Genomic DNA, 26,045 nt, shown 5'->3' with positions numbered 1-26,045 from the left:
CGATCAGAAGCTTTGGCTGAAGCTGATGGTCATTGCGCTGTCGTTGTTGTCGCTGGACACCTGACCCGAATAGCCGATGCCGAGCTTGCCGGTCGGGCTGATCTGGAAGTCCACGCCGGCTTCGAGCAGCGCACTGTCCTTGGCGATCGGCACGCCCTGGGTGCTGAACGATGCGCCGCCGTCGATGAAGGTCAGGTCGGCATCCGGCTTGGTGTCGCCGTAGGCATGCCGCCAGCCGATGGCTGCGCGCGGAGTCAGTTGACTGCCGTTGGCAAGGGTCACCAACTTGCCGATGCGCACACCGAGGGTCGAGTAGGTGATGTCCTGATCGGCATCGCCTTTCAGGCGCCCCACTCCGCCTTTTTCCTTGGCGGTGTCGCTGTCGTAGTTGACGTAGGCCAGGCCGGCGAACGGTTCGATGGCCACGCCGGCCGCATTGATGGCGTAACCCACTTCACCGAACACCTGGGCACTGCGGGCGTCGTAGTCGGCCTTCAGACGATCGTTGTAGGCACCGACGCTGACGTCGCGTTTGGTCTCGATGCTGTGCCAGCTGTAAGCAGCGCCGAGGCGCACGGCCAGGGCATCGAACTGCGAACTCAGGTACGCCGCCAGGTGGTAGCTGTCGACCTTGGCATCGGAGTTGCGATCGTGGGCGTTGAGGTTGCCGCGGGTGTAGCCCGCTGCCATACCGGCGCGCCATTGATCGTCCAGTTGCTTGTCGGTACCGAGCATGAAACCGCCGAGGCTGCGATCGACTTTCGCCGTGTTGCTGTCGCCGCCCATGTCGCCCCAGGCGCCGATGGCACGGGCCCAGCCGACCATTTCACCGTGGCAACCGTTGCTGCTCAGCTGGGTGTCGCTCGGGGCCAGTGTGCGGCGTGGATCATCCGACGCGCTGCAAGTCGGTTGACGCATCCGGTCGTTGACCGCTTCACGCACGAAGCGTGAATCCTCCAGAACCGCGCTGGCGGTGCTGGCATGGATCTCCCCCGACAGACTGTCGAAGGCGTGACGCGCACCGGCCACGCTGAGGTTGACGATTTCATTCTGCAACGCGGCACCCGCCGGACCGTTGCGCATCAACGCCGAAGCGGTGTTGCGCTGATTGCGGGTGGCGGCGACGTCGGCGAACGAATTGCCGTTGCGGCTGACCACCAGGTTCACCGCGTCAGGGCTGTACACCAGCGCCGTATCGAGGAACGCGTATTGCGGCAGATCCGCGGCGCTGAACGTGCCATTCACGCCACCGCCGGCGGTGATCAGCGAGTACACAGTGTTGCCGGTGAACGGCGCCAGGCTGTTCACTTGCAGGCCACCGCCCAGGGTTGCCGTGCCGCCGACGGCCAGAGGCGTCGCGGTTGGCGAACTGACGGTCAGGGCCAGCACGCCGTCCGGGGCGTTGGTCAGGTTGCCCGCCACACTCAAGGTACCGTCACCGCCACCGGAGGCCACCACACCGTGGTTGACCACCGAGCCGACGCTGCCGTTACCGCTCAGGGCTGCGCCGTTGGCAACGGTCACTTGTCCGCCTAGCGATGCCCGTGCCGCACGGCTGCCGACTTGCAGCACGCCTTGATCCACCGACACGGTGCCGCTGAATGGTTGATCACCGGTCAACAGCAGCCGCGCCACGCCACGTTTGGACAGTGCGCCGACGCCACTCAGACGACCGTTCAACTTCCCGTCGGTGTCCTGTTGGAACACCACCGAAGCATTGTCGATGATGTTGCCTTGCAGGCTGGTGGTGTTACCGATCAGCGTACCGCCGCTGACGGTGGTGCCACCGCTGTAAGTGTTGGCTGCGGTGAGAATCAGGGTGCCGGAGTCGAGTTTCTCGATCCCGCCAGTGCCAATCAGCGGCACATTGATTTGCGTGGTGGCGCCGGCATTGACGCGGATCGGTGCCGGGGTGCCGCCAGGCCCGTTGACCGGGGTCAGCGTATCGCCGGCATCCGGCACCAGGCTGTAGCCGTTGACGAGGAATTGCAGCCCCGTGAAGTTCTGATTGCCCTGCACCGTGACCGTCCCGCCCTGCCCGCCGAACACCGCGAACTGGCCATTGGAGCCCAGTGCCTGAGTGCCGGTCGGGTCGGTCCAGTTGGTGCTCGGGCCCCACACGCCGCTGCCGCCACCGATGCTGCCGTCCGGATTGGTCTTGCCGCCGTTCCAGAACTGCACTTCGCCCGGTGTGTTCTGTACCAACAGGTTGACTTGGTTGGCCAGCGCGGTTTGCAGGGTCAGATTGGCCGCCGAAACCGGCAGGCTGCCGTAGACCAGACCGTTGTCGGTCAGCGTGCCGCCGTAGCTGAACAGTTGATACACACCGGTGCCGAAGCCGCCGGCGTTAGTGATGTTCAGCGTACCGTCGAGGGTCAGGTTGCCGGCAACGTTGACCACGGTTGTGGAACTGCTGGCCGAGCCGAGGGTGAAGTCCAGATTGGTCCCCGAAGACAACGCCAGGGATCCGACCGACAACGGCGTCGCGCTGCCGCCACCCAGCAAGGTCGCACCGCTGGCCAGTTGCACGGCCCCACCGAACTGGCCACTGCCGCCGATCTTCGCGCCGCTGGCGACATCGACACTGGCGCTGTTGAGCACGCCATTGACGTTCAGCGAACCGGCCTGAACCGAGGTGCTGCCGGTAAAGGTGTTGTTGCCGGTCAACAGCAAGGCACCGGTGCCGGTTTTGTTCAGGATGCCGGCGCCGGTCAGATTGCCGGTGTAGCTGCCGTCACTGTTCTGCTCGAAGGTCAGCGTCGCGTTGTTGACGATGGCGCCTTGCAGGCTGCTGGTGTCGCCACGGGTGCTGCCGCCGTTCAGCGTGGTGCCGCCGCTGTAGGTGTTGGCGCCGCTGAGCAGCAGGTCGCCACTGCCGTTTTTCACCAGACTGCCGCTGCCGGTGACCGCACCGATCAGCGTGGTGTTCTGGTTGCCGGCCAGGGTCAATTGCGCACCCAGGTTGATGGCGTTGGCCAGTTGCAGCGCCGAGGTGCTGTCGAGAGTGCCGTTGCCCGACACAGTCAGAGCACCGCTGCTGATCGCGCTGTTGTTGCCCAGAACCAGCGTACCGCCAGCGAGTTGGGTACCGCCGCTGTAGGTGTTGCTGCCATTGAGCGTCAGGCTCGATGGGCCGGTCTTGATCAGGCTGCCGCTGCCGCTGACCACACCGCCGAGGGTCAATGCGTTGGAGCCGGCGACAGTGAGTCCGCCATTGAGCACCACATCATTGGCCAGGCTGACCGCCGTGTTGCTGTCCAGCGCCGTGCCGTTGGCGGCGGTCAATACGCCAGTGCCGAGGGCGGCGTTGTTGCCGACCACAATCTTGCCGCCGTTGAGCGCGGTGCCGCCGGTGTAGCCGTTGGCCGCGTTGAGCACCAGGGTACCGGTGTCATATTTGCCCAGCGTGCCGGCGCCGTTGAGCGCGACGCCAATGGTCGCCGTGGCGTTCGGATCGACCCGCACGGTGGCATTGCCCAGCGAACCGTTGACCAGATTCAGCGAACCGGCCGTACCGTTCTGCAGGCTGTAGCCATCGGTGACGAACTGCATGCCGGTGATGGTTTGCGCGCCGTTGACGGTCACGGTGCCCGCCGCGCCCTGGAACACCGCGAAGCTGTTGGTCCAGGCCTGGTTGGTGGTGCCGTTCACATCGGTCCAGTTGGTGGTGCCGGTGCCCCAGGTGCCGCTGCCGCCATCCACCGAACCGTTGGCGACGAGCTGGTTGCCGTCCCAGAACTGCACGGTGACGCCCGGTGCGGTGACCAGCAGGTTGATCTGGTTGGCCAGTGCAGTTTGCAGGGTCAGGTCGCCCGGGGTGACGCTGCCCGGCACGGTGCCGATCAGCATGCCGTTGTCGGTGAGGCCGCCGGTGTAGTTGATCAACCGGTACACGCCGCTGCCGAAACCGCCGATGTCGCTGACGTTGAGGGTGCCGTCGAGGGTCAGGTTGCCGCCGACGTTGACCAGCGCGTTGCCGCCACCGGAGACCGGTGCGCCAAGGCCGACGTCGAAGTTGGAGTTGGCGTTGAACACCAGCGAATTCACCGACAGCGTGCTGCCGGTGGCGCCGGCCAGATGACCGCCATCCGCCACGGTCACCGCCCCGCCGAGCGAGCCGCCGCCGGTCAGGGTGCCGCCGCTGTTGACCAGTACGCTGGCGCTGTCCAGCGAACCGCTGACGTTCAAGGTGCCGGCGTTGATCGTGGTGTTGCCGGTCAGGCTGTTGAGGCCGGTCAGGGTCAGCGTTCCGGTGCCGAGTTTGCTCAGTTCGCCGGTGCCGGTGAGTACACCGTCGAAAATGCTGCTGGCGTTGTTGCCGCCGATGCTCAGGGTGTTGCCGCCGCCGATCAGCGCTGTACCGCTACCGGTCAGGCTGGCGAGACTGCCGGAGCCGCCGAGGTTGAGGGTCGCCGCAGCGCCGAGATTGACCCCGGCGTTGCTGCCCAGTGCCGAGTTGCCCAGTGTGGTCAGGCTGCCTGCCTGCACGTCGAAGGTACCGCTGAAGGTGTTGTTGCCGGTCAGCGTCAGGTCGGCCAGACCGTTCTTGATCAGGGTGCCCGCCCCGGCGATCACGCCACCCAGGGTCAGGTTGTTGTTGCCCGCCACGCTGAGGTTGGCATTGACGTTGACATTGTTGGCCAGCACCAGCGGCGCCGTGGTGTCGAGGGTCGATGCGCCCGCCACGGTCACCGCGCCGGAGCCCAGGCCCGCCGAGGTGCCGAGAGTCACGGTGCCGGCATTCAACGTGGTGCCGCCGCTGTAGGTGTTGATGCCGTTGAGGGTCAGGTTCGAGGCGCCGTTCTTGATCAATCCACCGGTGCCGCTGACCACGCCGCTGAGGGCCACATCGCTGTTGCCGGTGTTGGTCAGGTTGGCGTTGAGCACCACGTTGTTACCCAGCGACACCGAGGTGTTGCTGTCCAGCGCCGAGGCACCGGCCACGGTCAGGTTGCCCAGACCGAGGGCGCCGTTACTGCCGGCGGTCAGAGTGCCGGCATTGAGGGTGACGCCGCCGAGGAAGTTGTTGGCCCCGCTCAGGATCAGGTTGGCCGCGCCGTTCTTGGTCAGGTTGCCGGCGCCGTTGATGGCGCCGGACAATGTCAGGTCGTTGCTGCCGACGATAGTGAGGTTGCCCGCCAGGTTGATCGCATTGCTCGCGCTGAAGGCGCCGCTGGCATCGAGTGTGGTGCCGTTGGCCGCGTTCAGGGTGGCCGAGCCCAGCGCCGCGTTCGACGCCAGAATCAGACCGCCCGCGTTCAGTGCCACCGGCCCGAGGAAGGCGTTGTTGCCACCGAGGGTCAGGCTGGCCGTACCGTTCTTGATCAGGCCGCCGGTGCCGGAGATGACACCGTTGAGGGTCAGGGCATTGCTGCCGAGCACGGTGAGGTTACCGTTCAACGTGGTCGCGTTGGCCAGGGTCACGGCGGTGTTGCTGTCGAGTTGCGTGCCGGCATTGGCGATCAACGCGCCAGTGCCCAGCGCGGTGTTGCTGCCGACCACCAGGGTGCCGCCGTCCAGTTGCGTGCCGCCGGTGTAGCTGTTGGCGCCGTTGAGCACCAGGGTGCCGGCGTCGAGTTTGTTAAGAATGCCGCTACCGTCGATGTTCACACCGACCGTGGCAGTCACGCCCGGATCGACCCGCATCGCCGTGGTGCCACCGCTGCCGTTGACCGCGGTCAGCAGACCCGACGTACCGTTGACCACGTTGTAGCCATTGGTGAGGAATTGCATCCCGGTGAACAGTTGCGTGCCGTTGACCGACACCGTGCCGGCCGTGCCCTGGAACACCGCGAAGTCGCCGGCCCAGGTCTGGTTCAGCGTGCCGTTGGAATTGGTCCAGTTGGTGCCGCCGGCATCCCAGGTGCCCGTGCCGCCATCCACCGTGCCGTTCGGGATTGTCTGGCTGCCGTCCCAGAAACGCAGGTTGGTGTTCGGCGCCGACACCACCAGGTTGACCTGGTTGCCGAGGGTCTGCACGAGGATGTCGCCGAGGCCGTAACCCACCGGCACGCCGGCCACGGTCAGGCCGTTGTCGGTCAGTGCACCGATGAAGTTGAACAGGCGATAGACGCCGACACCGAAACCGCCGGCATCGGTGACGTTGAGATTACCGTCGAGGGTCAGGTTGCCGCCGATGTTCATCAGCGAACTGGTCGATGGCGTGGCGAGGCTCGCGTCGACGTTACTGTTGGCGGTGAGAATCAGCGACGAGGTGGAAAAGGTATTGCCCGAGGACAACGCCAGATGACCGCCGCTGTTGACAGTGATGACGCCAAGCGCCGAACCGGTACCCGTGAGCGTGGCACCGTTGTTGACGTTGAGCTGGGTGCTGGCCAGCGATCCGGTGAGATTCAGCGTGCCGGCGTTGACATTGGTATTGCCGGTAATGCCGCTGCTGCCGGTGAGGTTCAGCGTCCCGGTACCGACCTTGGTCAGCGTACCGCTGCCGCCGAGGTCGCCGTCGAAGGTGCTGGTGCTGTTCACGCCGCCCACGGTCAGGGTGTTGCCGCCGGCGATCTGCACACTGCCGCTGCCGCTCAGCCCGTTGAGGCTGGCGCTGCTGTTGAGATAGAGATTGGCGCCGGCGCTGATGTTGGCGCCGGAGGTGTTGCCCAGCGCCCCGCTGCTCACGGTGGTGACGCTGCCGGAGGCGATGTTCAGCGCACCGGTGAAGGTGTTGTTGCCGCTGAGCGTCAGGTCGCCGAAGCCGTCCTTGGTCAGGCTGCCGGCGCCATCGATCACGCCGCTGAGGTTCAGGGTGTTGCTGCCGGCCAGAGTCAGGCCGGCGTTGAGGGTGATGTTGTTGCCGATGCTCATGCCGGTGCTGGTATCCAGCGTCGACGCGCCGCCGACGGTCAGGCCGCCACTGCCCAATGCCGCGGCCGAGCCCAGGGTCAGCGTACCCGCGTTGAGCGTGCTGCCACCGCTGAAGGTGTTGGTGCCGTTGACGGTCAGGTTGGCCGCGCCGTTCTTGATCAACTGCCCGGCGCCGCTGATCACACCGCCGAGGGTCAGATCCTGGGTGCCGCCGACACTCAGTGCCGCATTCAGCACGACCGCGTTGGCCAGGCTGACCAGCGGCGAACTGCTGTCGAGGGTTGCTGCACCACCGACGGTCAAGGCGCCAGTGCCGAGGGCCGAGCTGTTGCCGGCGGTCACCGTACCGGCGTTCAGCGTGGTGCCGCCGACGTAAGTGTTGGTGCCATTGAGGTTCAGATTGGCCGCGCCGTTTTTCACCAGGCTGCCGGCTCCGGCGACGGTACCGGTGAGGGTCAGGTCTGCGCTGCCACCCACGTTCATCGCACCGGCCAGGTTGACCTGATTGCCCAGCGTGACGGCGGTGTTGGTATCCAGCGTGGTGCCCGCCGCGGCGTTCAATGCGCCGCTGCCGAGCGCGGTATTGCTGCCGACAATCAGCTTGCCGACGTTGAGTGCGGTGTTGCCGAAGTAGGTGTTGGCGCCGTTGAGAATCAGGTCGGCGGGGCCGCTTTTGGTCAGGCCGCCGACACCGGAGACCACGCCCGCGAGGGTCAGCGCGTTGCTGCCGCCGATGGTCACGTTGCCGCCGAGGTTGACGTTGTTGGCCAGGCTGGTCGCGGTGCTGGCGTCCAGCGTGGTGTTGTTGCCGGCATTGAGCACGCCGGTGCCGAGTGCGGTATTGGAGCCGACGATCAGTGTCCCGGCGTTCAGCGATGTAGCCCCGGTGTAGGTGTTGTTGCCGGTCAGGGTCAGAGTCGAAGAACCGGTCTTGATCAGGTTGCTGCCACCGCTGATCACGCCGCCGAGGGTCAGCGGGTTGGCGCCGCCGGCCGTCAGGTTGGCGTTCAGCGCAATCGCGTTGTTCAGCGTCACGTTGGCGCTACTGTTGAGCGTTGCGCTCCCCCCCACGGTCAGCGTGCCGGTACCGAGTGCCGCGCCGTTGCCGACGGTCAGGCTGCCGGCGTTGAGCGTGGTGCCACCGGTGAAGGTGTTGGCGCCGTTGACGGTCAGGTTGGCGGTGCCGTTCTTGATCAGTTGGCTGGCACCGCTGAGCACGCCGCCCAGGATCAAGCCGTTGCTGCCAGCGATGGACAGGTTGCCGTTGAGGCCGACGTTGTTGTTGAGGATGACCGAGGTGTTGCTGTCGAGGGTCGCGGCATTGGCGACGGTCAGGTCGCCGCTGCCCAATGCGGCGGCGTTGCCGACGGTCAGGGTGCCGGCGTTCAGCGTGGTGCCGCCGCTGAAGGTGTTGGCGCCGTTGAGAATCAGGTTGGCCGCGCCGTTCTTGGTCAGCCCACCGCTGCCGCTGACCACGCCGCCAAGGGTAAGGTTGGCGTTACCGGCAATGTTCAGATTGCCGCCGAGGGCGACCGCATTGCTTAGCGCCACGGTGGTGCTGGCGTCGAGGGTGGTGCCCGCCGCCGTGGTCAGCGCGCCGGTACCCAGCGCGGTGTTGGAGCCGACGATCAGCGTCCCGTTATTCAGCGCCGTACCGCCGGAGAAGGTGTTGTTGCCGCTGAGGGTCAGGTTCGCGGTGCCGCCCTTGATCAGGTTGCCGGCACCGCTGATGACGCCGCTCAGGCCAAGCGCCTGAGTGCCGCCGATGGTCAGCCCGCCCGCCAGCGCCACCGCGTTGGCCAGGGTCACCGCCGTGGTCGCATCCAGCGTGGTGCCGGCCGCAGCGTTCAATGCGCCGGTGCCGAGGGCGGTGTTGCTGCCGACGAACAAGGTGCCGCCGTTGAGCGCGGTGGTGCCACTGTTGGTGTTGTTGCCGGTCAGGGTCAGGCTGGCGCTGCCGCTCTTGGTGATCGCGCCGGTGCCGGAGACGATGCCGGCCAGGGTCAGGGCATTGCTGCCGAGCACGTTCAACGCACCGGTGATGCCGACGTTGTTGGCCAGGGTCACGTTGCCGGTGCTGTCGAGGCTGGTGCCGTTGCTGGTGTTGAGCACCCCGGTGCCCAACGCGTTGTTGTTGCCCACGCGCAGGGTGCCGGCGCTGAGGCTGGTGATCCCGGTGTAGGTGTTGATGCCGTTGAGGGTCAGGCTGCCGCTGCCGGTTTTGGTCAGGTTGGCGGCGCCGCTGATCACTCCGCCCAGGGTCAGCGCACCGGTGCCGGTCGCGGTCAGGGTGCTGTTGAGTGTGATCGCGTTGGCCAGCGAAATCGGCGCCGTCGCCGAGATGCTCGAAGAGCCGCCGACGGTGATGCCGCCGGTGCTGAACGCCTGATTGTTGCCCACCAGCACCACACCGCCGTTGAGCACGGTGTTGCCGGTGTAAGTGTTGATGCCGTTGAGGTTGAGCTGGCCGCTGCCGATCTTGGTCAGGCCGCCAGTACCGGAAATCACACCGTTCAGGGTCGTGCCGTTGATGCCCTGCAGGGTCAGGCCGCCGGCACCGAGGTTGATCTGGTTGGCCAGCGTCAAACCGGCGTTGCTGGCCTGAAGAATCCCGCCGTTGGATGTCAGCACACCGCTGCCGAACGCGCCGTTGTCGTTGAACTGCGCGACACCGCCATTGAGGGTGGTCGCACCGCTGACCAACGGACCCTGCAAGGTCCAGGTGCCGCTGTTGAGGGTCAGGTTGTTGAAGTTGACATAGACCGCGCTGGACGCCGTGCCGGTCCCGGTGGTGCCGCCGCCGAGGCCGATCGGGTTTTGCAGGATCAGCGTGTTGGTACCGGCTGCGCCGCCGTCAATCGTGCCGGTCGGGGCGAAGGTCAGGTTGACACCGATCAGGCCTCCAAGGCCGACGGAGACTTGCACGCCGTCACCGACGTTAACGCTCGAACCGGTGATCGCGTAGAAGGTGTTGGTGCTGCCCGCCCCCATCGACAAACCGCCGGTGATGTTACCGGCGTTGGTGAAGGTGTTGCCCGCCACTGACGTTTCGAACGCCATCCGGCCGTTGATCGTGCCGCTGGCGCTGTTGGTCATGTTGACCTGCGAACCGCCATACACCCCGACCACCGGGGTATCGGCCAGGGTAATGCCGCCGACCGACAGCCCGGTCGAGGTAATCGTGCCGTCGTTGGTGATGGTCGTGGTGCCCGACACCGAGTTGTTCACGGCAATCCCCAGACCGTCGATGCTGGTCAGGTTGAGGCCGAGCAGCATGCCGGTGCCGCGAATGATCCCGGTGGTGTTGTTGGCGATGCTCACCGTGCTGGTCGCGCCGGTGCCGATGAACGCGCCGCCACTGAGAATCGAAACCAGGCCGAGCAACGCCGGGTCGAGGGTGCCGGAGTTGTTCAGGTTGATGTTGGCCCCGGTCAGGTTGATCACCTTGCCGCCCAGCGTCGCGTTCATCTGCGCGCCGTTGGTGACGTTGACCGTCACGCCGCTGCTGGCGCTGCTGTAGTCATTGAGAAACAGCGGCAGCGTCGGAACACCCGAACAGGTGATCGTCGAGCCCGCGGCCGAGCAGGTGGCGAACGCCTGCTCGCTGACCCCGCCGAACAGAAGTCCGGCGACGCTCAGGTGCACTGCAAGGGAAAGTGGGGAAAAGCGCGAAACGAGGGCGACACCAAACCTTGCTTCCACGGGTTACTCCTTTCGTGGCCAATTTCATCCTTGAAGGCGTGCGAAGGCGGCAAGATCCAACACGCGTATCAAGCGTATGACGGTCATCAGATAAACCGTCTATTCCAGACACACGCTAGTTGATGCCCTGCGATGGGGCATTGATTAAATAGTGTTAATACTTTTGTGCGATAAGGCGCTGCGGTGATACTTCCAGCCGTTCTGAACACGGTTTTGAGGTGTTTGATACGGGCCAGGCCTGCACCTGACCGAGGGGCCAGATAAACCACCGAATTGATCTATTTTTCAGGGCATTGCGAAAATTGGTACGGCTTGTGCAAACGTTTGCGAGTCGCTGTTGACCGCATTTTCGTAACAAAACCGTACAACCCCGAAAAACCGGGCCCTGATCCGCAAAAAGGACTTTGAATGCACGTCTCTTCCTGCCGCCGCCGTCGTGGTGCGCGCACCGTTGCTGTTTCCCTGCTACTGGCCGGCGTTACCGGAGTTCTCAGCCACACGGCGCTGGCGCAACCTGCCCTGCCCGAAGAATCCGCCCAGGGCGAAGCCCTCAGCCCCGAAGCCAGCCCGCCGAAAAAAGGCGCGTACCTGTCGGACTGGTACAACCAGGACCTGATGCTGATCGGCAGCAAGGACATCAGCTTCGGCCCGCAACCGGCCGACGATATCTACCTGGAATACGAATACTTCGGGCGTAAAGGGCCGTTCGAGCTGTACGGCTACATCGATATCCCGAAGATCTTCAACATCGGCAACAGCCACGACAAAGGCGTGTGGGATCACGGCTCGCCGGTGTTCATGGAGCACGAACCGCGCATCTCCATCGACTACCTCGCCGGCCGCAGCCTGGCCATCGGGCCGTTCAAGGAATGGTACGTGGCGTTCGACTGGATCTACGATCACGGCAGCCGCAAGGAAAACCGCGCCAACACGCTGTACAGCGGTTTCGGCACCGACATCGACACCCACTCGCGGGTCAACCTTTCGGCCAACCTGTACGGGCGCTACCAGTGGGAAAACTACGGCGCCAGCAATGAATATTCGTGGGACGGCTACCGCGCGCAGCTCAAGTACATCGTGCCGATCGACAAATTCAGCAACGGTGCCTCGCTGACCTACATTGGTTTCACCAACTTCGACTTCGGCTCGGACCTGCACAAGGACAACCCGGCACGCACCGCCAATGCCACGGTGGCGACCAACGTCTTGCTGTACTCGTTCACCCACCTGCGTTTCACCCTGGTCGGCCGTTACTTCCACAACGGCGGCAACTGGGAGGACGGCAGCGAGCTGAACTTCGGCGACGGCAACTTCCGCGCACGTTCCAACGGCTGGGGTTACTACGCCGGCATCGGTTATCAGTTCTGAATCCAGGAGCCATCATGAAAGCAACGACGCGTGTATCTCTGGCCGCTGCGGCCCTGCTCTCCTCCACCGCCTGGGCGGCCGAGGCACCGATTCAACCGAAAGTGGTGCTGATCACCATGTTCGCCCCGGAGGCGCAAAACTGGATCGAGCGCCTCGAACTCAAACAGGAAATCCGCGTGCCGGGCCTGTCGGCCGAGTACCCGACCATCCGCTGCAACACGCAGCAGGTGTGCCTGATGACCACCGGCATGGGCCAGACCAATGCCGCTGCCTCGACCCTGGCACTGGCGCTGTCACCGAAATTCGACCTGCGCAAAAGCTACTTCCTGATCGCCGGAATTGCCGGCATCAGCCCGAAACACGGGACCATCGGCACCGCCGCCTGGGCGCATTATCTGGTGGAGTTCGGCACCCAGTGGGAACTGGATTCGCGCGACGCGCCCTCGAGCTGGCCGACCGGTTACCTCGGCATCAACACCAAGGGCCCGAACGAAAAACCGCCGCTGGACTACAAGACCGAGGTCTTCGAACTCAACCCGAAACTGCAGGCCAAGGCCTTCGCCCTGAGCCACAAGGTCGAACTGAGCGAGAGCAAGGAATCGGCGGCGTGGCGCCTGAAATACCCGGCAGCACCGGCCAATCAGCCGCCGGTGGTCACCCGCTGCGACACGCTGGCGGGCAACACCTGGTTTTCCGGCACGCGCCTGAGCGAACGCGCCGAGGTCTGGACCAAATTGCTCACCGACAACAAGGGTGAATACTGCACCACCCAACAGGAAGACAACTCCACTTACGAGGCGTTGTTGCGCGCCAGCCGCGAGGGTCTGGTGGACGTGCAGCGCCTGGCCGTGGTGCGCGCCGGCTCCGACTTCGACCGCCCGGCGCCGGGCGGCAGCGAAGTGGACAACCTGCTCAAGTACGCCGATCAGGGCGGATTCGTGCCGGCCCTGGAAAACCTCTACCGCACGGGGAATCCGCTGGTGCAGGACATCCTGAAGCACTGGTCGGCGTGGGAGCACGGCGTGCCGGACGCATAAGCATCAAGGCATCAGGATGACCTTGTCGCCGCTGCCCTGATTCACATCGGCATAGCGCGCCAGCCCTTCGGCCAACGGTGCTTCGACCAGTCCTTGCGGCAATGGCAGCAAGTCTTCGTCGAAGAACCGGCCGAACTGCTCGAGCATCGCCGCACAGGCTTCAACGCCGTACAGCAACGAGTTGATGCCGACCACGGAGCCACCCTTGCGATACAGGGCCAGCGCCGGCAGTTGTACATGGCCATCCACCGGCGCAGCGATGATCGCAATGCGCCCGAACGGTGCCAGCGCCGGCACCGAGGCCGGCAGCCAGAACCCGGTGGTGTCGAAAATCACGTCGGCGCCGCCGCGGTATACCGCGTTGACCTGCGCGCCGAGCTCTTCAGGCTTGTCCAACTGGATCGTCTGATAACCCTGCGCCTGCAAATCCTTGACCTGCTCCGGCCGCCGCGCCGCCGCCAGCAACTGTGCGCCACGCACTTTGGCCAGCGCCAGTGCCGCCGTTGCCACTGCCCCGCCACCGATCACCAACAAACGGGTTTCGGCTTTCACCAGACTGCGTTCCAGCGCATCCCACGCCGTGGTGTAAGGCACGCCGAGGCTGGCAGCCTGGGTGAAACTCAGGTGCGAAGGTTTGTGCGCCACGCCATTGGCCGGCAGTTTGACGAACTGCGCATGGGAGCCATCGGCGAAAAAGCCCAGCTCACGCCCGGTGCCCCAGACTTCCTGACCAATCAGCGCCTGCGGCCCCTCGACCACCACCCCGGCAAAGTCCCGACCGGGAATGCGCGGCAGCGTGGTGTACGGGAAACGCCCGAGCACGTTCTTCACGTCACTGGGATTGAGGCCCGCCGCCTTGATCTGCACCAGCACCTCGTCGGCCCCCGGTACAGGCGTCGGCACCTCGACGAAGCGCAGGGAAGACAGGTCGCCGGTTTTATCGAATTGCAGTGCTTTCATGAGTTCATCCACCGAATGAAAAAAGGAAATTCAGGACAACCAGCCGCTGACCAGTTGCCGGCCCAGCGGCCACAACTGCTCGCCCGCCAGCATGCCCAACAGACCGACCAGCGCGATGGCCGGTGGCGCCGGGGAACGGAAATCGAGCGCGCCATACAACAGGCCGACGCCCAGACCGATGCCCAGGGAAATCAGGTAGTTCATGGGATCACTCCGCCACATAAAGGGAATGGGCAAAGTCTAGGGAAGGCTGTGCGAAAGCACCGGCCAAGGACTTCTGAATTTCGGCCAAATCAGCCCGGAAGCTGCCCGGCACCGAACTGCGAAGGCGCGACACCCAACTCGCGGCGGAACATGTCGCTGAAACTGCTCGGCGAATAACCCAGCTCCCGGGCAATCGCGCTGACCGGCACGCCCTGAATCAACTCAGCCACTGCCGTCGCCAGTTGCACCTGCCGCCGCCACTCGGCGAAGCCCATGCCCAACCCTTCCTTGAATAGCCGTGCCAACGTCCGCACGCTGGCCCCGGCGTTCTCGGCATGTTGCTCGAAAGGAATCTCCAGCGACGGCGCGGCCATCACCGCCTGACACAGACTCATCAGCCGCCGGTCGGCATCGTCCGGCAGCGGGATCTTCAACTGTGAACGCCTTGCGCGTTTCAGCTCCAGCAGCGCCAGCCCGACCAACGCCTCGTAATACTCGGCATCGCCGCTGTCGCCCTGCTCCACCAGTCCGACGATCAACTCACGCAGCAGACCGCCGACCTCGATCACCTGCACCGTCTGATCCAGCGTCGCCGCCAGCGCCGGGCGCAGGTAGATATTGCGCATCTGCAAATCCGACACCACCCGAATCCCGTGGGGCACCCCCGGCGGCAACCACACCGCCCGCTGCGGCGGCACCACCAGCGCCTCGTGCGGGGTCTCGACCCACATCACCCCGCTCATCGCATACAGCAACTGCCCCCAGACATGCTCGTGCGGCTCGATGAACAACCCACGCGGATAGGTGCGCGCCAGCGGCTGCACCGGCACATCGGTATCACTCAGATCGGGGGGCGCGGCGAGGGCCATGGCGAACATTCATCAGAGTTGGCGAAGGCGTCATGGTAACCAGTGCGCCCGGTCAATCGCCATTGATAGATACCGTCGGACAATCCGAGTGAATTTTCCCGGTGCGCAGCGATCCTTCTATTACCACAGGGAGGAAGAACGGCTTTATGAACAACGCAAAACTGTACGTCATCGATTACACCCTTCACGGCACGCCAAAGTCGTTCATTATCCGCTCGGACAAAATGGACAACACCGAGGCGTGGCACTGGGCAAGCTGCGACGCCGGGGTGGGCCGCATCCCGCGCTTCGGCCGGGAAAAAGTGCAAAAGACCAGCAAGCCGATGGCAGAAAAATTCGGCGTGGAAAACGTCACGTGGCGACCGGCAAGCTAAGCTTGCGCGCAGGCGGGGACTCTTTCGGGGGAACACACATGACAACCATCAGCAGCCCGGCGCACCTGGACTACAGCCTGGACACTGCCTCCGGCCGAGTCACGCGAAGCCTCGACTGCCCGGTTGGCCTGGAACCCGTCGAAAACGATCCCTACTGCTTCGCCCTCCGCGTCCCGGCCCCGCAACCGGCAGACCTTGAACAAGCCACAACCGTCGACGTCCGGGTCGAAGGCCGACGCCTGCAAGGCACCGTCCGCCACACCGAACGCCTGGACGACGACAGCCTGAAACTGCAAGTGGAGCCTGACTAGGCTCCACTTTTTCATGCAGTGCGTTATTTCGGGTGCGCGCAATGGCAACCCTTGCCAGAGCACTCTTCACCGCCCTTGTGGTGATGAGCGCAGGCCTCACAGCAATAGTGCTTGCCGTGCGCCACGTAGGAATGCTCGCCTTCCTTGATCTTGCAGCTACATCCCGGGCAATCGCATTTTCTATCGGCCATGGAACAGACTCCTTTGGTGGTGGTTGTCTGAGGCTGAAGGAACAAGCCGTGCTACCAGTGTAGAAGGTGAAAAGCACCAGACAACCCAACAACCCAACAACCAAACCACCCACTCCCCCACGACTCACCACTCACTACTCACCACTCACCACTCACCACTCACCACGATGAGCGTTAGCTCGAGTACCGCTTTTGCCGTGCCGGCCCCTTCGGCAGGCTGAGTGAAGGGATTCATCCGGGGGGTAGGCGCGCAGCGCCGTTCGACGAAGTCGAACACATCGAGAGGAGGTGCAGCGAAGCAAACCGGAGGCGATGCCCCCGGATGAATCCCGTAACGAAGGAACCCCGAGCCCCAGCGAGCGGGCCGTACGCCGGGGCCCAGACCTTTGGTTACTTTGGGGCGTTTGCCAAAGTGACTCGCTGTAAGAGCGAAACCGCCAGCGCCAGCACCCGAAGAAACGGATATGTACCCAATAACCCGGGAACCTGGTCGGCCCAAAGGCCGCCACGTTCAAACAGCCTGCCGAACACTACTGCGATACATGAATACCAGCGCCAGCCCCAGACAGACCATCGCCAAAACCCGCGCCCCCGACAGCTCAATCGCCGGATTCCCCAACCACCCAAAATTATCGATCAGCATCCCCATTCCAAGCTGCCCGACAATCACCGCCACCGTGGCCACGGCCGTACCAACGCGCGGTACCGCGCCAACCATGACCATCATGTAAACCACGCCAAACAACGCGCCACTGAGTTGCCACTTCGGCACCTCCAGCAAACTCACCGCCTGCTCAGGCTCAAAAAACAGAATCAACAACCCCGTAGAAACCGCCCCCACCACAAACGTCAACAAACTGCTGCGCAACACCCCAACAGTCTCCCCCAACCGCCCGTTGATCGCCGCCTGCACACTCAACACCGCACCGGCCAACACCACCACCGCCAGCAAAATAATCAGACTCATCTCATCAACCCCGCGCAATCAAAATCAGTGCCGCCACAATCAACCCCAACGCCAGCCATCGCTCACCGTTGACCTTCTTGCGCGTAGCGCCAAACCAGCCGAAATGGTCGATCAGCACACTCTTGCCCACCTGCCCCGACAGAATCGCAATCATCGTCATCGCAATCCCGATATGCGGCGTCGCCAACGTCAGCACCACCACGTACATCGGCCCCAGAAACCCGCCGATCAACTGCCAGCGCGGCAGATCCGTCAGCGCCGGCCCCTTCTGCGGCCCCGCAAACAGCAACAGCAAAAACAGAATCGCCGAGCCGACCCCGAAAATGCTCAAAGTCGCCCATAAGTGCCCGACCTGCTCACCCAAGGGCCCGAGCAACCCGGCCTCCACCGACAAACCCATGCCGGCCAGAATCACCAGCGGTAACAGCAACAAGCGCAAACCCGGCCGGGCGACCGGGGCCGGCGCGGCACTTACTTCATCAAACGACTGCATCAACAAAACCTCTGAAGGAAACGATGGCGCGGATTATCGGCTGGCGCAGCTGTGCGATAAATGGGAGCATCCTGACAACACTTTTGCGCAATTCGCACAGCAGGACAGACGATGCACGGGCTCAACGAACTGGGATTCAAGGCGCTAAGGCTGTTTGTGGCGGTGCTCGACCACGGCAGCTTTTCCGAAGTCGCCCGCCGTGAAGGTGTGGCGCCCTCCTCGATTTCCCGACAGATCCAGTTGATGGAACAGGCGCTGAACCAGCAACTGCTCTACCGCCACACCCGCGCAGTCACGCCGACCGAAGCCGGGCGCATGCTCGGCCACCACGCACGGCTGGTGCTGGTGCAACTGGAGGAAGCCGAACAGGCGTTGCAGGAACAGCAAAGCGAGCCCACCGGTCTGGTGCGCATCAACGCCCCGGTGGTGTTCGGCCAGCGCCATCTGACGCCATGGCTCGGCCGTTTGTGCGAGCGCTATCCGAAGCTGCAACTGGACATCCAGCAGACCGATCACTACATCGACCCGCTGCAGGAAGGCGCCGACCTGCTGTTCCGCATCGGCCCATTGCACGACTCGAGCATGCAGGCACGGATCCTCGCGCCGCACCGGTTTCAGGTCGCGGCCAGCCCGGCGTATCTCCAGCGCTTCGGCACGCCGCAGCATCCCGAAGACCTCGCCCGCCACCAGTGCCTGGCGTACAAGGGCGCGACCGGCCAGCAGCGCTGGTTCTTCCGTCAGGATCAGGGCGAGTGGACGCCGTACTCGGTCAAAGGCCCGATCACCGGCAACCATGCGGACACCCTGACCCAGGCTGCCGAACAGGGTTTGGGGCTGGTGATGTTTCCGTCATGGCTGATTGGCGAGGCGGTGCGTGAGGGTACGCTGGTGCCGGTGCTGGGGGCGTATCAGGTGTCGAACAGTGTCGAGCCGCAGCAGATTGCGGTGCTGTGGCCGGGGAGCCGGCGGTTGTCGGTGAAGGTGCGGACGGTGATTGATTTCTTTATCGAGTGTTTTGGGGAGGTGCCGTATTGGGACAGGCCCTGACGGCCTGCCCCGGCAACGCCATCAGATACGGAACTGGCCGACCAGCTTGCCCAGCCGCTGTCCCAAATCCGCCAGACTCCGCGAAGTCTGCGCCCCCAACTGTGTCTCATCCGCCACGTTATCCACCGCCACCGCAATCTGATGCACGCTGCGATTGATCTCTTCGGCCACGGCCGTCTGCTCTTCGGCAGCACTGGCGATCTGGGCATTCATCGAGTTGATGGTTGCAATCAGATCCGCCATGGCATCCAGCGATGCTCCCGCCTGATTGGCCTGAGCCGAGGTACCGTCACCCGCCTCGCTGGACCGGCGCATCGCCTCGACCGCCGACTGCGTACCCGCCTGCAAGCGATCAATCATCCCCTGAATTTCCTGAGTGCTGATCTGCGTGCGCGACGCCAGCGCCCGCACCTCGTCCGCCACCACCGCAAACCCGCGCCCGGCCTCGCCGGCCCGGGCCGCTTCGATCGCGGCGTTGAGCGCCAGCAGGTTGGTCTGCTCGGCAATCGAGCGAATCACCCCGAGCACGCCGACAATCGACGACACGTCCTGCTGCAGGCTGTCGAGGGACACGCCGCTGCTGCGGATGTCGTCCACCAGCGCATGAATCTGCTTGATGCTGCCGGCCACCACACGTTTGGCGGTCTGGCCTTCTTCATCGGTCTGCTGCGCGGCGACGGCGGCGTTCTGTGCGCTCTTGGCGACTTCTTGCGCGGCGGCGGACATTTCGTTGATCGCCGTGGCCACCTGATCGGTTTCGTGACGCTGGCGCTCCATGGCCTGATCGGAACGCTGGGCCTGATCCGAGACTTGCGTCACCAGCCCGGTCAGTTGTGTGGTCATCTCGGTGATCTGCCGCACCAGGCCGTGGATCTTGTCGACGAAGCGGTTGAACGAGCCGGCCAGTTCGCCGAGTTCGTCCTGACTGGTGATGGTCAGGCGCCGGGTCAAGTCGCCCTCGCCTGCTGCGATGTCATCGAGGTTGGCTTTCATCAGGTTCAGCGGCCGCAGGATGGTATTGGCCAGCACCAGCCCCGCCACCGCGATTACCAGCAGCACGACCACCGCCACGCCGACGATGCTCAGCACCACGCCCTCCATGCGTTCCTGAACCTGGGCCTGGACCAGCGCCACTTGCGCCTCGATGCCGTCGAGGTTGACCGAGGTACCGACCGCCATGTCCCACTTCGCCAAATATTCGGTGTAGCCGAGTTTCGGCACCAGCACCTGCGCATTGCCCGGCAGCGGCGAGCTGTATTGCAGGTAGTGAGTACCGTCCTTGGCCACTTTCACCAGGTCGCGGTTGACGTAGACGCCGTTCGGGTCGCGGTTGTCCTTGAAGCTCTTGCCCACGCCTTCGGGATCGGTGGACTTGAACAGACGCACGGTCTCGGAGTCGTAGCCGAAGAAGTAGCCGTCCTTGCCGTACTTGATGCCCGACAGCAGCTTGATCACCTGCGCCCGTGCCTCGGTGTCACCGGGGGCGGCAGCGTCGTAAAGCGGTTTGATGGTGGTCATGGCCACCGCGACGTAACTGGCCAGAGTGGCTTTGGCGTCGCCAAGCAGGCGTTCGCGGGTCTGTTCGACTTCCTTGTGCGCCTGTTCCTGGAGAATGAACAGCGTGGTCAGGCTGATCACCAGCGCAAAGAGCAAGACCGGAAGGACGGCAAGGGACAGGACTTTAGCCTTGAGACTCAGGCGCATGGGGGCTCACTCTTTTGGTTTTATTGGCGTGGTTAAAGGCGTTAACGGCACGCGAAAGCAAAAGTTGAGCTGAGTCCTGACGCTATTCCCTGTGGGAGCCAGCCTGCTGGCGATAGCGGTGTATCAGTCGCCAAATGTGTTGACTGATCCGGCGTTATCGCCAGCAGGCTGGCTCCCACAGGGGAAATGGGGGTGTTACAAGACCATCGCGGCTATCCAGCCGGCCGCCAGCAACGGCAGGTTGTAGTGCAGGAAGGTCGGCACCACGGTGTCCCAGATGTGGTGATGCTGGCCGTCGATGTTCAGGCCGGAGGTCGGGCCGAGGGTCGAGTCCGAGGCCGGCGAACCGGTGTCACCCAGAGCCCCGGCAGTGCCGACGATGCAGACGATCGCCATCGGGCTGAAGCCCAGTTGCACGCACAGCGGCACGAAAATCGCCGCGAGGATCGGCACCGTGGAGAAGGACGAACCGATGCCGATGGTCACCATCAGCCCCACCAGCAACATCAGCAGCGCGCCAATGGCCTTGCTGTGATCGATCTGCGCCGCCGCGCTTTCGACCAGCGTGCGCACCTCACCGGTGGCCTTCAATACTTCGGCAAAACCCGAAGCGGCGATCATGATGAAGCCGATCATCGCCATCATTTTCATGCCTTCGGTGAACAGGCCGTCAGTCTCGCGCCACTTGACGATGCCCGACGCCGAGAAAATCAGGAAACCGGCCAGCGCCCCGATAATCATCGAGTCCAGCAGCAGTTGGATAATGAAGGCTGCAGCGATCGCCAGACCTGCAATGCCAATGGTCATCGGGTTGTAGGCGACGCTGACTTGTTCAACCTGCTCGATCTTCTCCAGATCATAGACACGCTTTTTGCGGTAGCTGAAAAACACCGCCATCAACAAACCAAACACCATGCCCGCCGCCGGAATGGCCATCGCATGCATGACGTTGACCTGGCTGATGTCCACGCCAGCCTTGCTGACGTTGGCCAGCAGGATCTGATTCAGGAAGATGTTGCCGAAACCCACCGGAAACACCATGTACGGCGTGATCAGGCCAAAGGTCATGACGCAGGCGATCAGCCGGCGATCCAGTTGCAGCTTGGTCAGTACATATAGAAGTGGCGGCACCAGCAATGGAATGAAAGCAATGTGGATCGGCAGGATGTTCTGCGAAGCGATCGCCACCACCCACAGCAGGCCGATCAGCAGCCATTTGACGCTGCCGCCACCGGATGCGTGCTGACGATCGACCATCGCCAGGGCCTTGTCGGCCAGGGCATGGGCCAGGCCGGACTTGGCAATCGCCACCGCGAAAGCACCGAGCAACGCGTAGGACAACGCAACCGTCGCCCCGCCGCCCAGGCCACTGTTGAACGCCTTGAGTGTGGCGTCGATGCCCAGGCCGCCGGTCAGGCCACCGACCAGCGCACCGACGATCAACGCGATCACCACATGCACCCGGGACAGGCTGAGGATCAGCATGACGCCGACCGCAGCAATCACTGCATTCATTTCACTACCTCAAAAACACGACGGTAAAGCCATTCACCGCCAGACAGGATGAGTCCGGCCGGCAAGCCACGAAGGTCGCCAGCGGATTTGCATAGAGGGTCTTATTAGAAGGGCGCGCACTGTGCCGCAGAGCGCGCGCAGTGTCAAAGCGACCGGTCGCGTCACTGTGTAACTTTCCATGATCAAACCGGCGACAACGGCATATCCGCCACAAAGTGCGTCAATTCGCCATATTGCGTTTGCGCCATAAAGAAAGTCGAAACGCGGCCGTTACAGTGCAAAGTCTCAGATATTTATCGAATAAGGACGTCTCCATGTCGCTCAGACAACTTTCCATCCAATGGAAAATCACCCTGCTCGCCGGCCTCTGCCTGGCCGGTATCGTGACCCTGTTGGTGGGTCTTTCGCTGTATCGAATGGAGCACAGTTCCGAACTGGTCAAAGCCTCCAGCATGGAGATGCTCACCGAATCGGCCCAGGCGCGCATCGAATCCCAGGGCGAAGTTCAGGCCGCGGGCATTCGCCAACAGTTCATGGACGCCTATCAATATGGCCACGGCTTCTCGCGTCAGGTGCTGTTCCTGCGCGAGCAGGCCGAGAAGCGCTTTCTCGATGCCTTCGACCTGCGCGAAGACATGACCCGCCAGGTGAAATCGGCGTTGCAGGCCAACCCGGAATTGCTCGGCCTGTCGCTGGTGTTCGAAGCCAATGCACTGGACGGCAAGGACGAGCTGTTCGCCGGGCAAAGTGAATTAGGCAGCAACGACAAGGGCCGCTTCGCCCTGTACTGGTCGCAGCCGACGCCGGGCAAAGTGACCTCGATGGCGCTGCCGGAAAGCGACATGGCCGACACCAGCACCGGCCCCAGCGGCCAGGCCGCCAACGCCTGGTTCACTTGCCCGCGCACCACGCTCAAGCCGTGCGTGATCGAGCCCTATTTCTACGTGATCGAAGGGCAAAAGGTGCTGATGACCAGCATCGTGTTCCCGCTGATGGTCAACGGCAAAGTCATCGCCTCGCTGTCGGTGGACATCAACCTCAACAGCCTGCAGGCAATCAGCCAGGGCGCGAGCAAAAAGCTCTATGACGGCCAGACCGCCGTGAGCATCATCAGCCCCGCCGGCCTGCTCGCCGGTTACAGCCCGGACGCCAACAGACTCAGCCAGCGCCTCGATGCCGTGGACACCACCAGCGGCGCTGAACTGCTGCGCCTGCTCGCTTCGAGCCCCACCGTCAGCAGCCTGCACAGCAACGCGCAACTGAAAGTGCTGTCGCCGTTCCAGCCGATTCCCGGCGGCCCGTCGTGGGGCGTGCTGCTCGATGTGCCGGAGAAAGTGCTGGTGAGTCGCGCCGAAGCCCTCAAGCAACAACTGGATGCCAGCAACACCTCGGGCACCCTGATCGAGCTGAGCCTCGGCGTTCTGGCGGCACTGCTCGGCCTGCTGCTGGTGTGGCTGATGGCACGCAGCGTGACCAAGCCGATTCTCGGCGTGGCGCACATGCTCGAAGACATCGCCAGCGGCGAAGGTGACCTGACCCGTCGTCTGGCCTATGACAAGAAGGACGAACTCGGTCAGTTGGCCGGCTGGTTCAACCGCTTCCTCGACAAGCTGCAACCGATCATCGCCGAGGTGAAACGCTCGGTGCAGGACGCGCGCAACACCGCCGACCAGTCCTCGGCCATTGCCACCCAGACCAGCGCCGGCATGGAGCAGCAATACCGTCAGGTCGATCAGGTCGCTACCGCGTCCCACGAAATGAGCGCCACCGCCCAGGACGTGGCCCGCAGCGCCGCGCAAGCCGCCGAAGCGGCCAAGGACGCCGACCGCGCCACGCGTCAGGGCCTGACCGTGATCGACCGCACCACCGCCAGCATCGACACCCTGGCCGCCGACATGAGCGCGGCGATGGTGCAGGTCGAAGGCCTGGCCGCCAACAGCGAGAAGATCGGCACGGTGCTGGAAACCATCCGCGCCATCGCCGAGCAGACCAACCTGCTGGCACTCAACGCCGCCATCGAAGCCGCCCGTGCCGGCGAGGCCGGGCGTGGCTTTGCGGTGGTCGCCGACGAAGTGCGCAACCTCGCCCGCCGTACCCAGGAGTCGGTGGAAGAAACCCGCCAGGTCATCGAGCAATTGCAAAGCGGCACGCAGGACGTGGTCGGTTCGATGGGCAACAGCCATCGTCAGGCCCAGGGCAGCGTCGAACAGGTCGGCCAGGCCGTAACCGCGTTGCGCCAGATCGGCGATGCGGTGACGGTGATCAGCGACATGAACCTGCAGATCGCCAGCGCCGCTGAAGAACAGAGCGCGGTGGCCGAAGAGATCAACAACAACGTGGCGACGATCCGTGATGTGACGGAGTCGTTGTCGGGGCAGGCGAATGAGTCGGCGCGGGTGAGTCAGTCGCTCAATAGCCTGGCGAATCAGCAGCAGAGTTTGATGGATCAGTTCCGGGTCTGACGCTCAAACCCGCTCACCACAGATGCCTGTGGGGGCGGGTTCACCGCCGGGGCAACTGAATCTCCACCTTCAACCCGCCCCACTCACTTTCGCCCAGCGCCAGCACCCCGCCCCACGTTTCGACAATATCCCGCACAATCCCCAGCCCCAACCCATGCCCATGGGTCTGCTCATCCAGCCGCGCCCCCCGGCTGAACACCTGAGCCCGCTGCGCCTCGGGAATCCCCGGCCCATCGTCTTCCACGCTCAGCACAAAACCTTCAGCCGTCTCGACCACGCTCAACCGCACCTCGGCATCCGCCCACTTGCAGGCGTTGTCCAGCAGATTGCCGAGCAGTTCCAGCAAGTCTTCACGGTCCCACGGCAATTGCAGCCCGGTCGGCGCGACGTAGCACAACGAAAGGTGTTCGCCGTGGATCATGTTCAATGTCGCCAGCAACCCCGGCAGCTCCGCGTCGCAATCGAATAGCGCGCCCGGCAGCGCATCGCCGGAAAGCCGCGCACGGTTGAGCTCGCGGTTCAGCCGTTGCTGCACCTGTTCCAGTTGTTCCTTGAGGATCCTGCGCAGCTCGGGATGGGCATCGAGCTTTTCGTTAGAAGCCAGGCTCAGCAGCACCGCCAGCGGGGTTTTCAGCGCATGCCCGAGGTTGCCCAGGGCATTGCGCGAACGCTTGAGGCTGTCTTCGGTGTGGGCAAGCAGATGGTTGATCTGTGCCACCAGCGGTTCCAGTTCTGCCGGCACTTGCTCATCGAGTTGCGAGCGCTGGCCTTGCTGTAACTGGGCGATCTGTTCGCGAGCCTTTTCCAGTGGTCGCAAGGCGCGGTGCACGGTCAGGCGCTGCAGGATCAGGATCAGCAGCAACCCTGCCAGCCCCAGACCCAGACCGATCTGACGCATGCGCTGGAAGCTCTCGCGCACCGGGGTGTAGTCCTGGGCCACGCTGATCGAGATCGACTGGCCGAGCCGTCGGTAATCCGAGCGCAGCACCAGCAGTTGCTGCCCGTCCGGCCCCAGTTGCAGGTTGCTGTGCAGACCGGGTTCCGGCAGCAACGGCAGGTCCTGATCCCACAGCGAGCGTGAACGCCAGTGACTGTCGGCAAAATCGATACGGAAATAGTGTCCGGAAAACGGCCGCTGATAGGCCGGCGACAGGTGTCGTTCATCGAGCTGCAAACCTTGCGGGCCACGTACCAGCGCCACCAGCAGGCTCTCGCTGTCGTTGCGCAGACCGGCTTCGAGGTAGCGCTGCAAGCCCACTTCGAACAGCCATAGGCTGGTTTGCGCCAGTATCACGCCGACAACCACCATCACGCTGATCAGGCCAAGACTCAAGCGGCGCTGGATCGATCTCACGAAGCCTGTCCGCCGAACAGATAACCCTGGCCGCGACGGGTTTCGATCACGCTTTTGCCGAGCTTGCGCCGCAGGTGATTGACGTGGACTTCAAGCACGTTGGAGTCGCGCTCGGTCTCACCGTCGTAGAGGTGTTCGGCGAGATGGCTTTTGGAAAGGATCTGCTCCGGGTGCAGCATGAAATAGCGCAGCAGGCGGAACTCGGCGGCGGTCAGTTGAATGTCGGCGCCGTCACGCACGACACACTGGCGGCCCTCGTCCAGGTGCAGCCCCGCGGCCTTGAGCGTCGGCTGGTTGGCCTGGCCCTTGGAGCGGCGCAGCAGCGACTGGATGCGCAAATACAGTTCTTCCGGGTGGAAGGGTTTGGTCAGGTAATCGTCGGCACCGGCCTTCAGGCCTTCGATGCGCTCGGCCCAGGAATCCCGGGCCGTGAGGATCAGCACCGGTATCGCCAGTCCGCCGGCACGCCACTGCGCCAGCACTTCAAGGCCCGGCACGCCCGGCAGGCCGAGGTCGAGCACGATCAGGTCGTACGGTTCGCTGCGACCCTGATAGACCGCATCGCGCCCGTCCGCCAGCCAGTCCACGGCATAACCCTGGCGCTGCAGGCCGGCGATCAGCTCATCGGCCAAGGGGACGTGGTCTTCCACCAGAAGCAAACGCATCGA

General features: G+C 63.8%; 17 protein-coding genes and 1 pseudogene. 7 read left to right on the top strand and 11 right to left on the bottom strand.

The window, feature by feature from the left end:
• Window positions 1-3: 3 nt before the first annotated feature.
• Window positions 4-10,521, bottom strand: coding sequence for an autotransporter-associated beta strand repeat-containing protein (locus AC07NR_RS28150; protein WP_495079928.1), 10,518 nt, complete (start codon window positions 10,519-10,521; stop codon window positions 4-6).
• A gap of 408 nt (window positions 10,522-10,929) precedes the next feature.
• Between AC07NR_RS28150 and AC07NR_RS28145 the strand changes: the two genes are divergently transcribed.
• Window positions 10,930-11,889 (top strand): nucleoside-specific channel-forming protein Tsx, encoded by a 960-nt coding sequence (locus tag AC07NR_RS28145; RefSeq protein WP_495079927.1) that lies wholly within the window; start codon window positions 10,930-10,932, stop codon window positions 11,887-11,889.
• Window positions 11,890-11,903: 14 nt separating this feature from the next.
• A complete protein-coding gene (locus tag AC07NR_RS28140; RefSeq protein WP_495079926.1) occupies window positions 11,904-12,926 on the top strand; it encodes a purine-nucleoside phosphorylase in 1,023 nt (340 codons plus the stop codon).
• Between the two features lie 3 nt (window positions 12,927-12,929).
• Here AC07NR_RS28140 and AC07NR_RS28135 read toward each other — a convergent pair whose 3' ends face one another.
• The 3 genes from AC07NR_RS28135 to AC07NR_RS28125 all read right to left on the bottom strand — a co-directional run bounded on the left by AC07NR_RS28135 (window position 12,930) and on the right by AC07NR_RS28125 (window position 14,968).
• Window positions 12,930-13,886 (bottom strand): quinone oxidoreductase family protein, encoded by a 957-nt coding sequence (locus tag AC07NR_RS28135; protein ID WP_305836528.1) that lies wholly within the window; start codon window positions 13,884-13,886, stop codon window positions 12,930-12,932.
• A 30-nt stretch (window positions 13,887-13,916) separates the two neighbouring features.
• A complete protein-coding gene (locus AC07NR_RS28130; protein ID WP_085712525.1) occupies window positions 13,917-14,090 on the bottom strand; it encodes a DUF1427 family protein in 174 nt (57 codons plus the stop codon).
• A gap of 89 nt (window positions 14,091-14,179) precedes the next feature.
• Window positions 14,180-14,968 (bottom strand): AraC family transcriptional regulator, encoded by a 789-nt coding sequence (locus AC07NR_RS28125; RefSeq protein WP_305836527.1) that lies wholly within the window; start codon window positions 14,966-14,968, stop codon window positions 14,180-14,182.
• 137 nt (window positions 14,969-15,105) lie between these two features.
• Here AC07NR_RS28125 and AC07NR_RS28120 point away from each other — a divergent pair, with 137 nt between their 5' ends.
• Both AC07NR_RS28120 and AC07NR_RS28115 read left to right on the top strand, forming a co-directional pair.
• Window positions 15,106-15,333 carry a DUF6555 family protein gene (locus AC07NR_RS28120; protein ID WP_064597962.1) on the top strand — a complete coding sequence of 76 codons (228 nt, stop codon included), beginning with the start codon at window positions 15,106-15,108 and terminating at the stop codon, window positions 15,331-15,333.
• Between the two features lie 38 nt (window positions 15,334-15,371).
• On the top strand, window positions 15,372-15,644 hold the full coding sequence (locus tag AC07NR_RS28115; protein WP_305836526.1) for a hypothetical protein: 273 nt from the start codon (window positions 15,372-15,374) through the stop codon (window positions 15,642-15,644).
• 23 nt (window positions 15,645-15,667) lie between these two features.
• Here the strand turns inward: AC07NR_RS28115 and AC07NR_RS28110 are convergent, their stop codons facing one another.
• The 3 genes from AC07NR_RS28110 to AC07NR_RS28100 all read right to left on the bottom strand — a co-directional run bounded on the left by AC07NR_RS28110 (window position 15,668) and on the right by AC07NR_RS28100 (window position 17,295).
• On the bottom strand, window positions 15,668-15,835 hold the full coding sequence (locus tag AC07NR_RS28110) for a metallothionein (protein WP_085686659.1): 168 nt from the start codon (window positions 15,833-15,835) through the stop codon (window positions 15,668-15,670).
• Between the two features lie 511 nt (window positions 15,836-16,346).
• The gene (locus tag AC07NR_RS28105; protein ID WP_495079925.1) at window positions 16,347-16,802 is read right to left on the bottom strand and encodes a DMT family transporter; all 456 of its coding nucleotides are present in this window, start codon (window positions 16,800-16,802) and stop codon (window positions 16,347-16,349) included.
• 4 nt (window positions 16,803-16,806) lie between these two features.
• Entirely contained in the window at window positions 16,807-17,295 is a 489-nt protein-coding gene (locus AC07NR_RS28100; protein WP_114884216.1) for a DMT family transporter, read from the bottom strand.
• Window positions 17,296-17,406: 111 nt separating this feature from the next.
• Here AC07NR_RS28100 and AC07NR_RS28095 point away from each other — a divergent pair, with 111 nt between their 5' ends.
• On the top strand, window positions 17,407-18,342 hold the full coding sequence (locus tag AC07NR_RS28095) for a LysR family transcriptional regulator (RefSeq protein WP_305836524.1): 936 nt from the start codon (window positions 17,407-17,409) through the stop codon (window positions 18,340-18,342).
• A 21-nt stretch (window positions 18,343-18,363) separates the two neighbouring features.
• On the opposite strand, the gene ctpM is transcribed toward AC07NR_RS28095, so the two are convergent.
• Both ctpM and AC07NR_RS28085 read right to left on the bottom strand, forming a co-directional pair.
• Window positions 18,364-20,046 (bottom strand): methyl-accepting chemotaxis protein CtpM, encoded by a 1,683-nt coding sequence (ctpM, locus tag AC07NR_RS28090; protein WP_248740977.1) that lies wholly within the window; start codon window positions 20,044-20,046, stop codon window positions 18,364-18,366.
• 195 nt (window positions 20,047-20,241) lie between these two features.
• Entirely contained in the window at window positions 20,242-21,561 is a 1,320-nt protein-coding gene (locus AC07NR_RS28085) for a Na+/H+ antiporter family protein (protein WP_495079924.1), read from the bottom strand.
• A 314-nt stretch (window positions 21,562-21,875) separates the two neighbouring features.
• Here AC07NR_RS28085 and AC07NR_RS28080 point away from each other — a divergent pair.
• Both AC07NR_RS28080 and AC07NR_RS28075 read left to right on the top strand, forming a co-directional pair.
• Window positions 21,876-23,165 (top strand): annotated as a pseudogene (locus AC07NR_RS28080) (PDC sensor domain-containing protein); the annotation flags it as partial.
• A gap of 102 nt (window positions 23,166-23,267) precedes the next feature.
• Window positions 23,268-24,023, top strand: a complete 756-nt coding sequence (locus AC07NR_RS28075; protein ID WP_371321017.1) for a methyl-accepting chemotaxis protein — start codon at window positions 23,268-23,270, stop codon at window positions 24,021-24,023.
• Between the two features lie 40 nt (window positions 24,024-24,063).
• Here the strand turns inward: AC07NR_RS28075 and AC07NR_RS28070 are convergent, their stop codons facing one another.
• Both AC07NR_RS28070 and AC07NR_RS28065 read right to left on the bottom strand, forming a co-directional pair.
• On the bottom strand, window positions 24,064-25,377 hold the full coding sequence (locus AC07NR_RS28070; protein WP_495079923.1) for an ATP-binding protein: 1,314 nt from the start codon (window positions 25,375-25,377) through the stop codon (window positions 24,064-24,066).
• Window positions 25,374-26,042, bottom strand: a complete 669-nt coding sequence (locus AC07NR_RS28065) for a response regulator transcription factor (protein WP_119428500.1) — start codon at window positions 26,040-26,042, stop codon at window positions 25,374-25,376. The genes AC07NR_RS28070 and AC07NR_RS28065 overlap by 4 nt, the downstream gene beginning before the upstream one ends.
• Window positions 26,043-26,045: the final 3 nt, after the last annotated feature.

The organism is Pseudomonas sp. GW821-FHT09C09 (genome assembly GCF_059418105.1).
Note: the sequence above shows the minus strand (reverse complement) of the source record. Positions and strands in the feature narration are given on the sequence as shown.

Bases quoted from the DNA above. Each gene is read 5' to 3' on its own strand.
- AC07NR_RS28095 (WP_305836524.1), top strand. From the start codon at position 17,407: ATGCACGGGCTCAACGAACTGGGATTCAAGGCGCTAAGGCTGTTTGTG.
- AC07NR_RS28130 (WP_085712525.1), bottom strand. From the start codon at position 14,090: ATGAACTACCTGATTTCCCTGGGCATCGGTCTGGGCGTCGGCCTGTTG.
- AC07NR_RS28105 (WP_495079925.1), bottom strand. From the start codon at position 16,802: ATGAGTCTGATTATTTTGCTGGCGGTGGTGGTGTTGGCCGGTGCGGTG.
- AC07NR_RS28110 (WP_085686659.1), bottom strand. From the start codon at position 15,835: ATGGCCGATAGAAAATGCGATTGCCCGGGATGTAGCTGCAAGATCAAG.
- AC07NR_RS28125 (WP_305836527.1), bottom strand. From the start codon at position 14,968: ATGTTCGCCATGGCCCTCGCCGCGCCCCCCGATCTGAGTGATACCGAT.
- AC07NR_RS28120 (WP_064597962.1), top strand. From the start codon at position 15,106: ATGAACAACGCAAAACTGTACGTCATCGATTACACCCTTCACGGCACG.
- AC07NR_RS28115 (WP_305836526.1), top strand. From the start codon at position 15,372: ATGACAACCATCAGCAGCCCGGCGCACCTGGACTACAGCCTGGACACT.
- AC07NR_RS28140 (WP_495079926.1), top strand. From the start codon at position 11,904: ATGAAAGCAACGACGCGTGTATCTCTGGCCGCTGCGGCCCTGCTCTCC.
- AC07NR_RS28065 (WP_119428500.1), bottom strand. From the start codon at position 26,042: ATGCGTTTGCTTCTGGTGGAAGACCACGTCCCCTTGGCCGATGAGCTG.
- ctpM (WP_248740977.1), bottom strand. From the start codon at position 20,046: ATGCGCCTGAGTCTCAAGGCTAAAGTCCTGTCCCTTGCCGTCCTTCCG.
- AC07NR_RS28145 (WP_495079927.1), top strand. From the start codon at position 10,930: ATGCACGTCTCTTCCTGCCGCCGCCGTCGTGGTGCGCGCACCGTTGCT.
- AC07NR_RS28075 (WP_371321017.1), top strand. From the start codon at position 23,268: ATGGAGCAGCAATACCGTCAGGTCGATCAGGTCGCTACCGCGTCCCAC.
- AC07NR_RS28085 (WP_495079924.1), bottom strand. From the start codon at position 21,561: ATGAATGCAGTGATTGCTGCGGTCGGCGTCATGCTGATCCTCAGCCTG.
- AC07NR_RS28135 (WP_305836528.1), bottom strand. From the start codon at position 13,886: ATGAAAGCACTGCAATTCGATAAAACCGGCGACCTGTCTTCCCTGCGC.
- AC07NR_RS28100 (WP_114884216.1), bottom strand. From the start codon at position 17,295: ATGCAGTCGTTTGATGAAGTAAGTGCCGCGCCGGCCCCGGTCGCCCGG.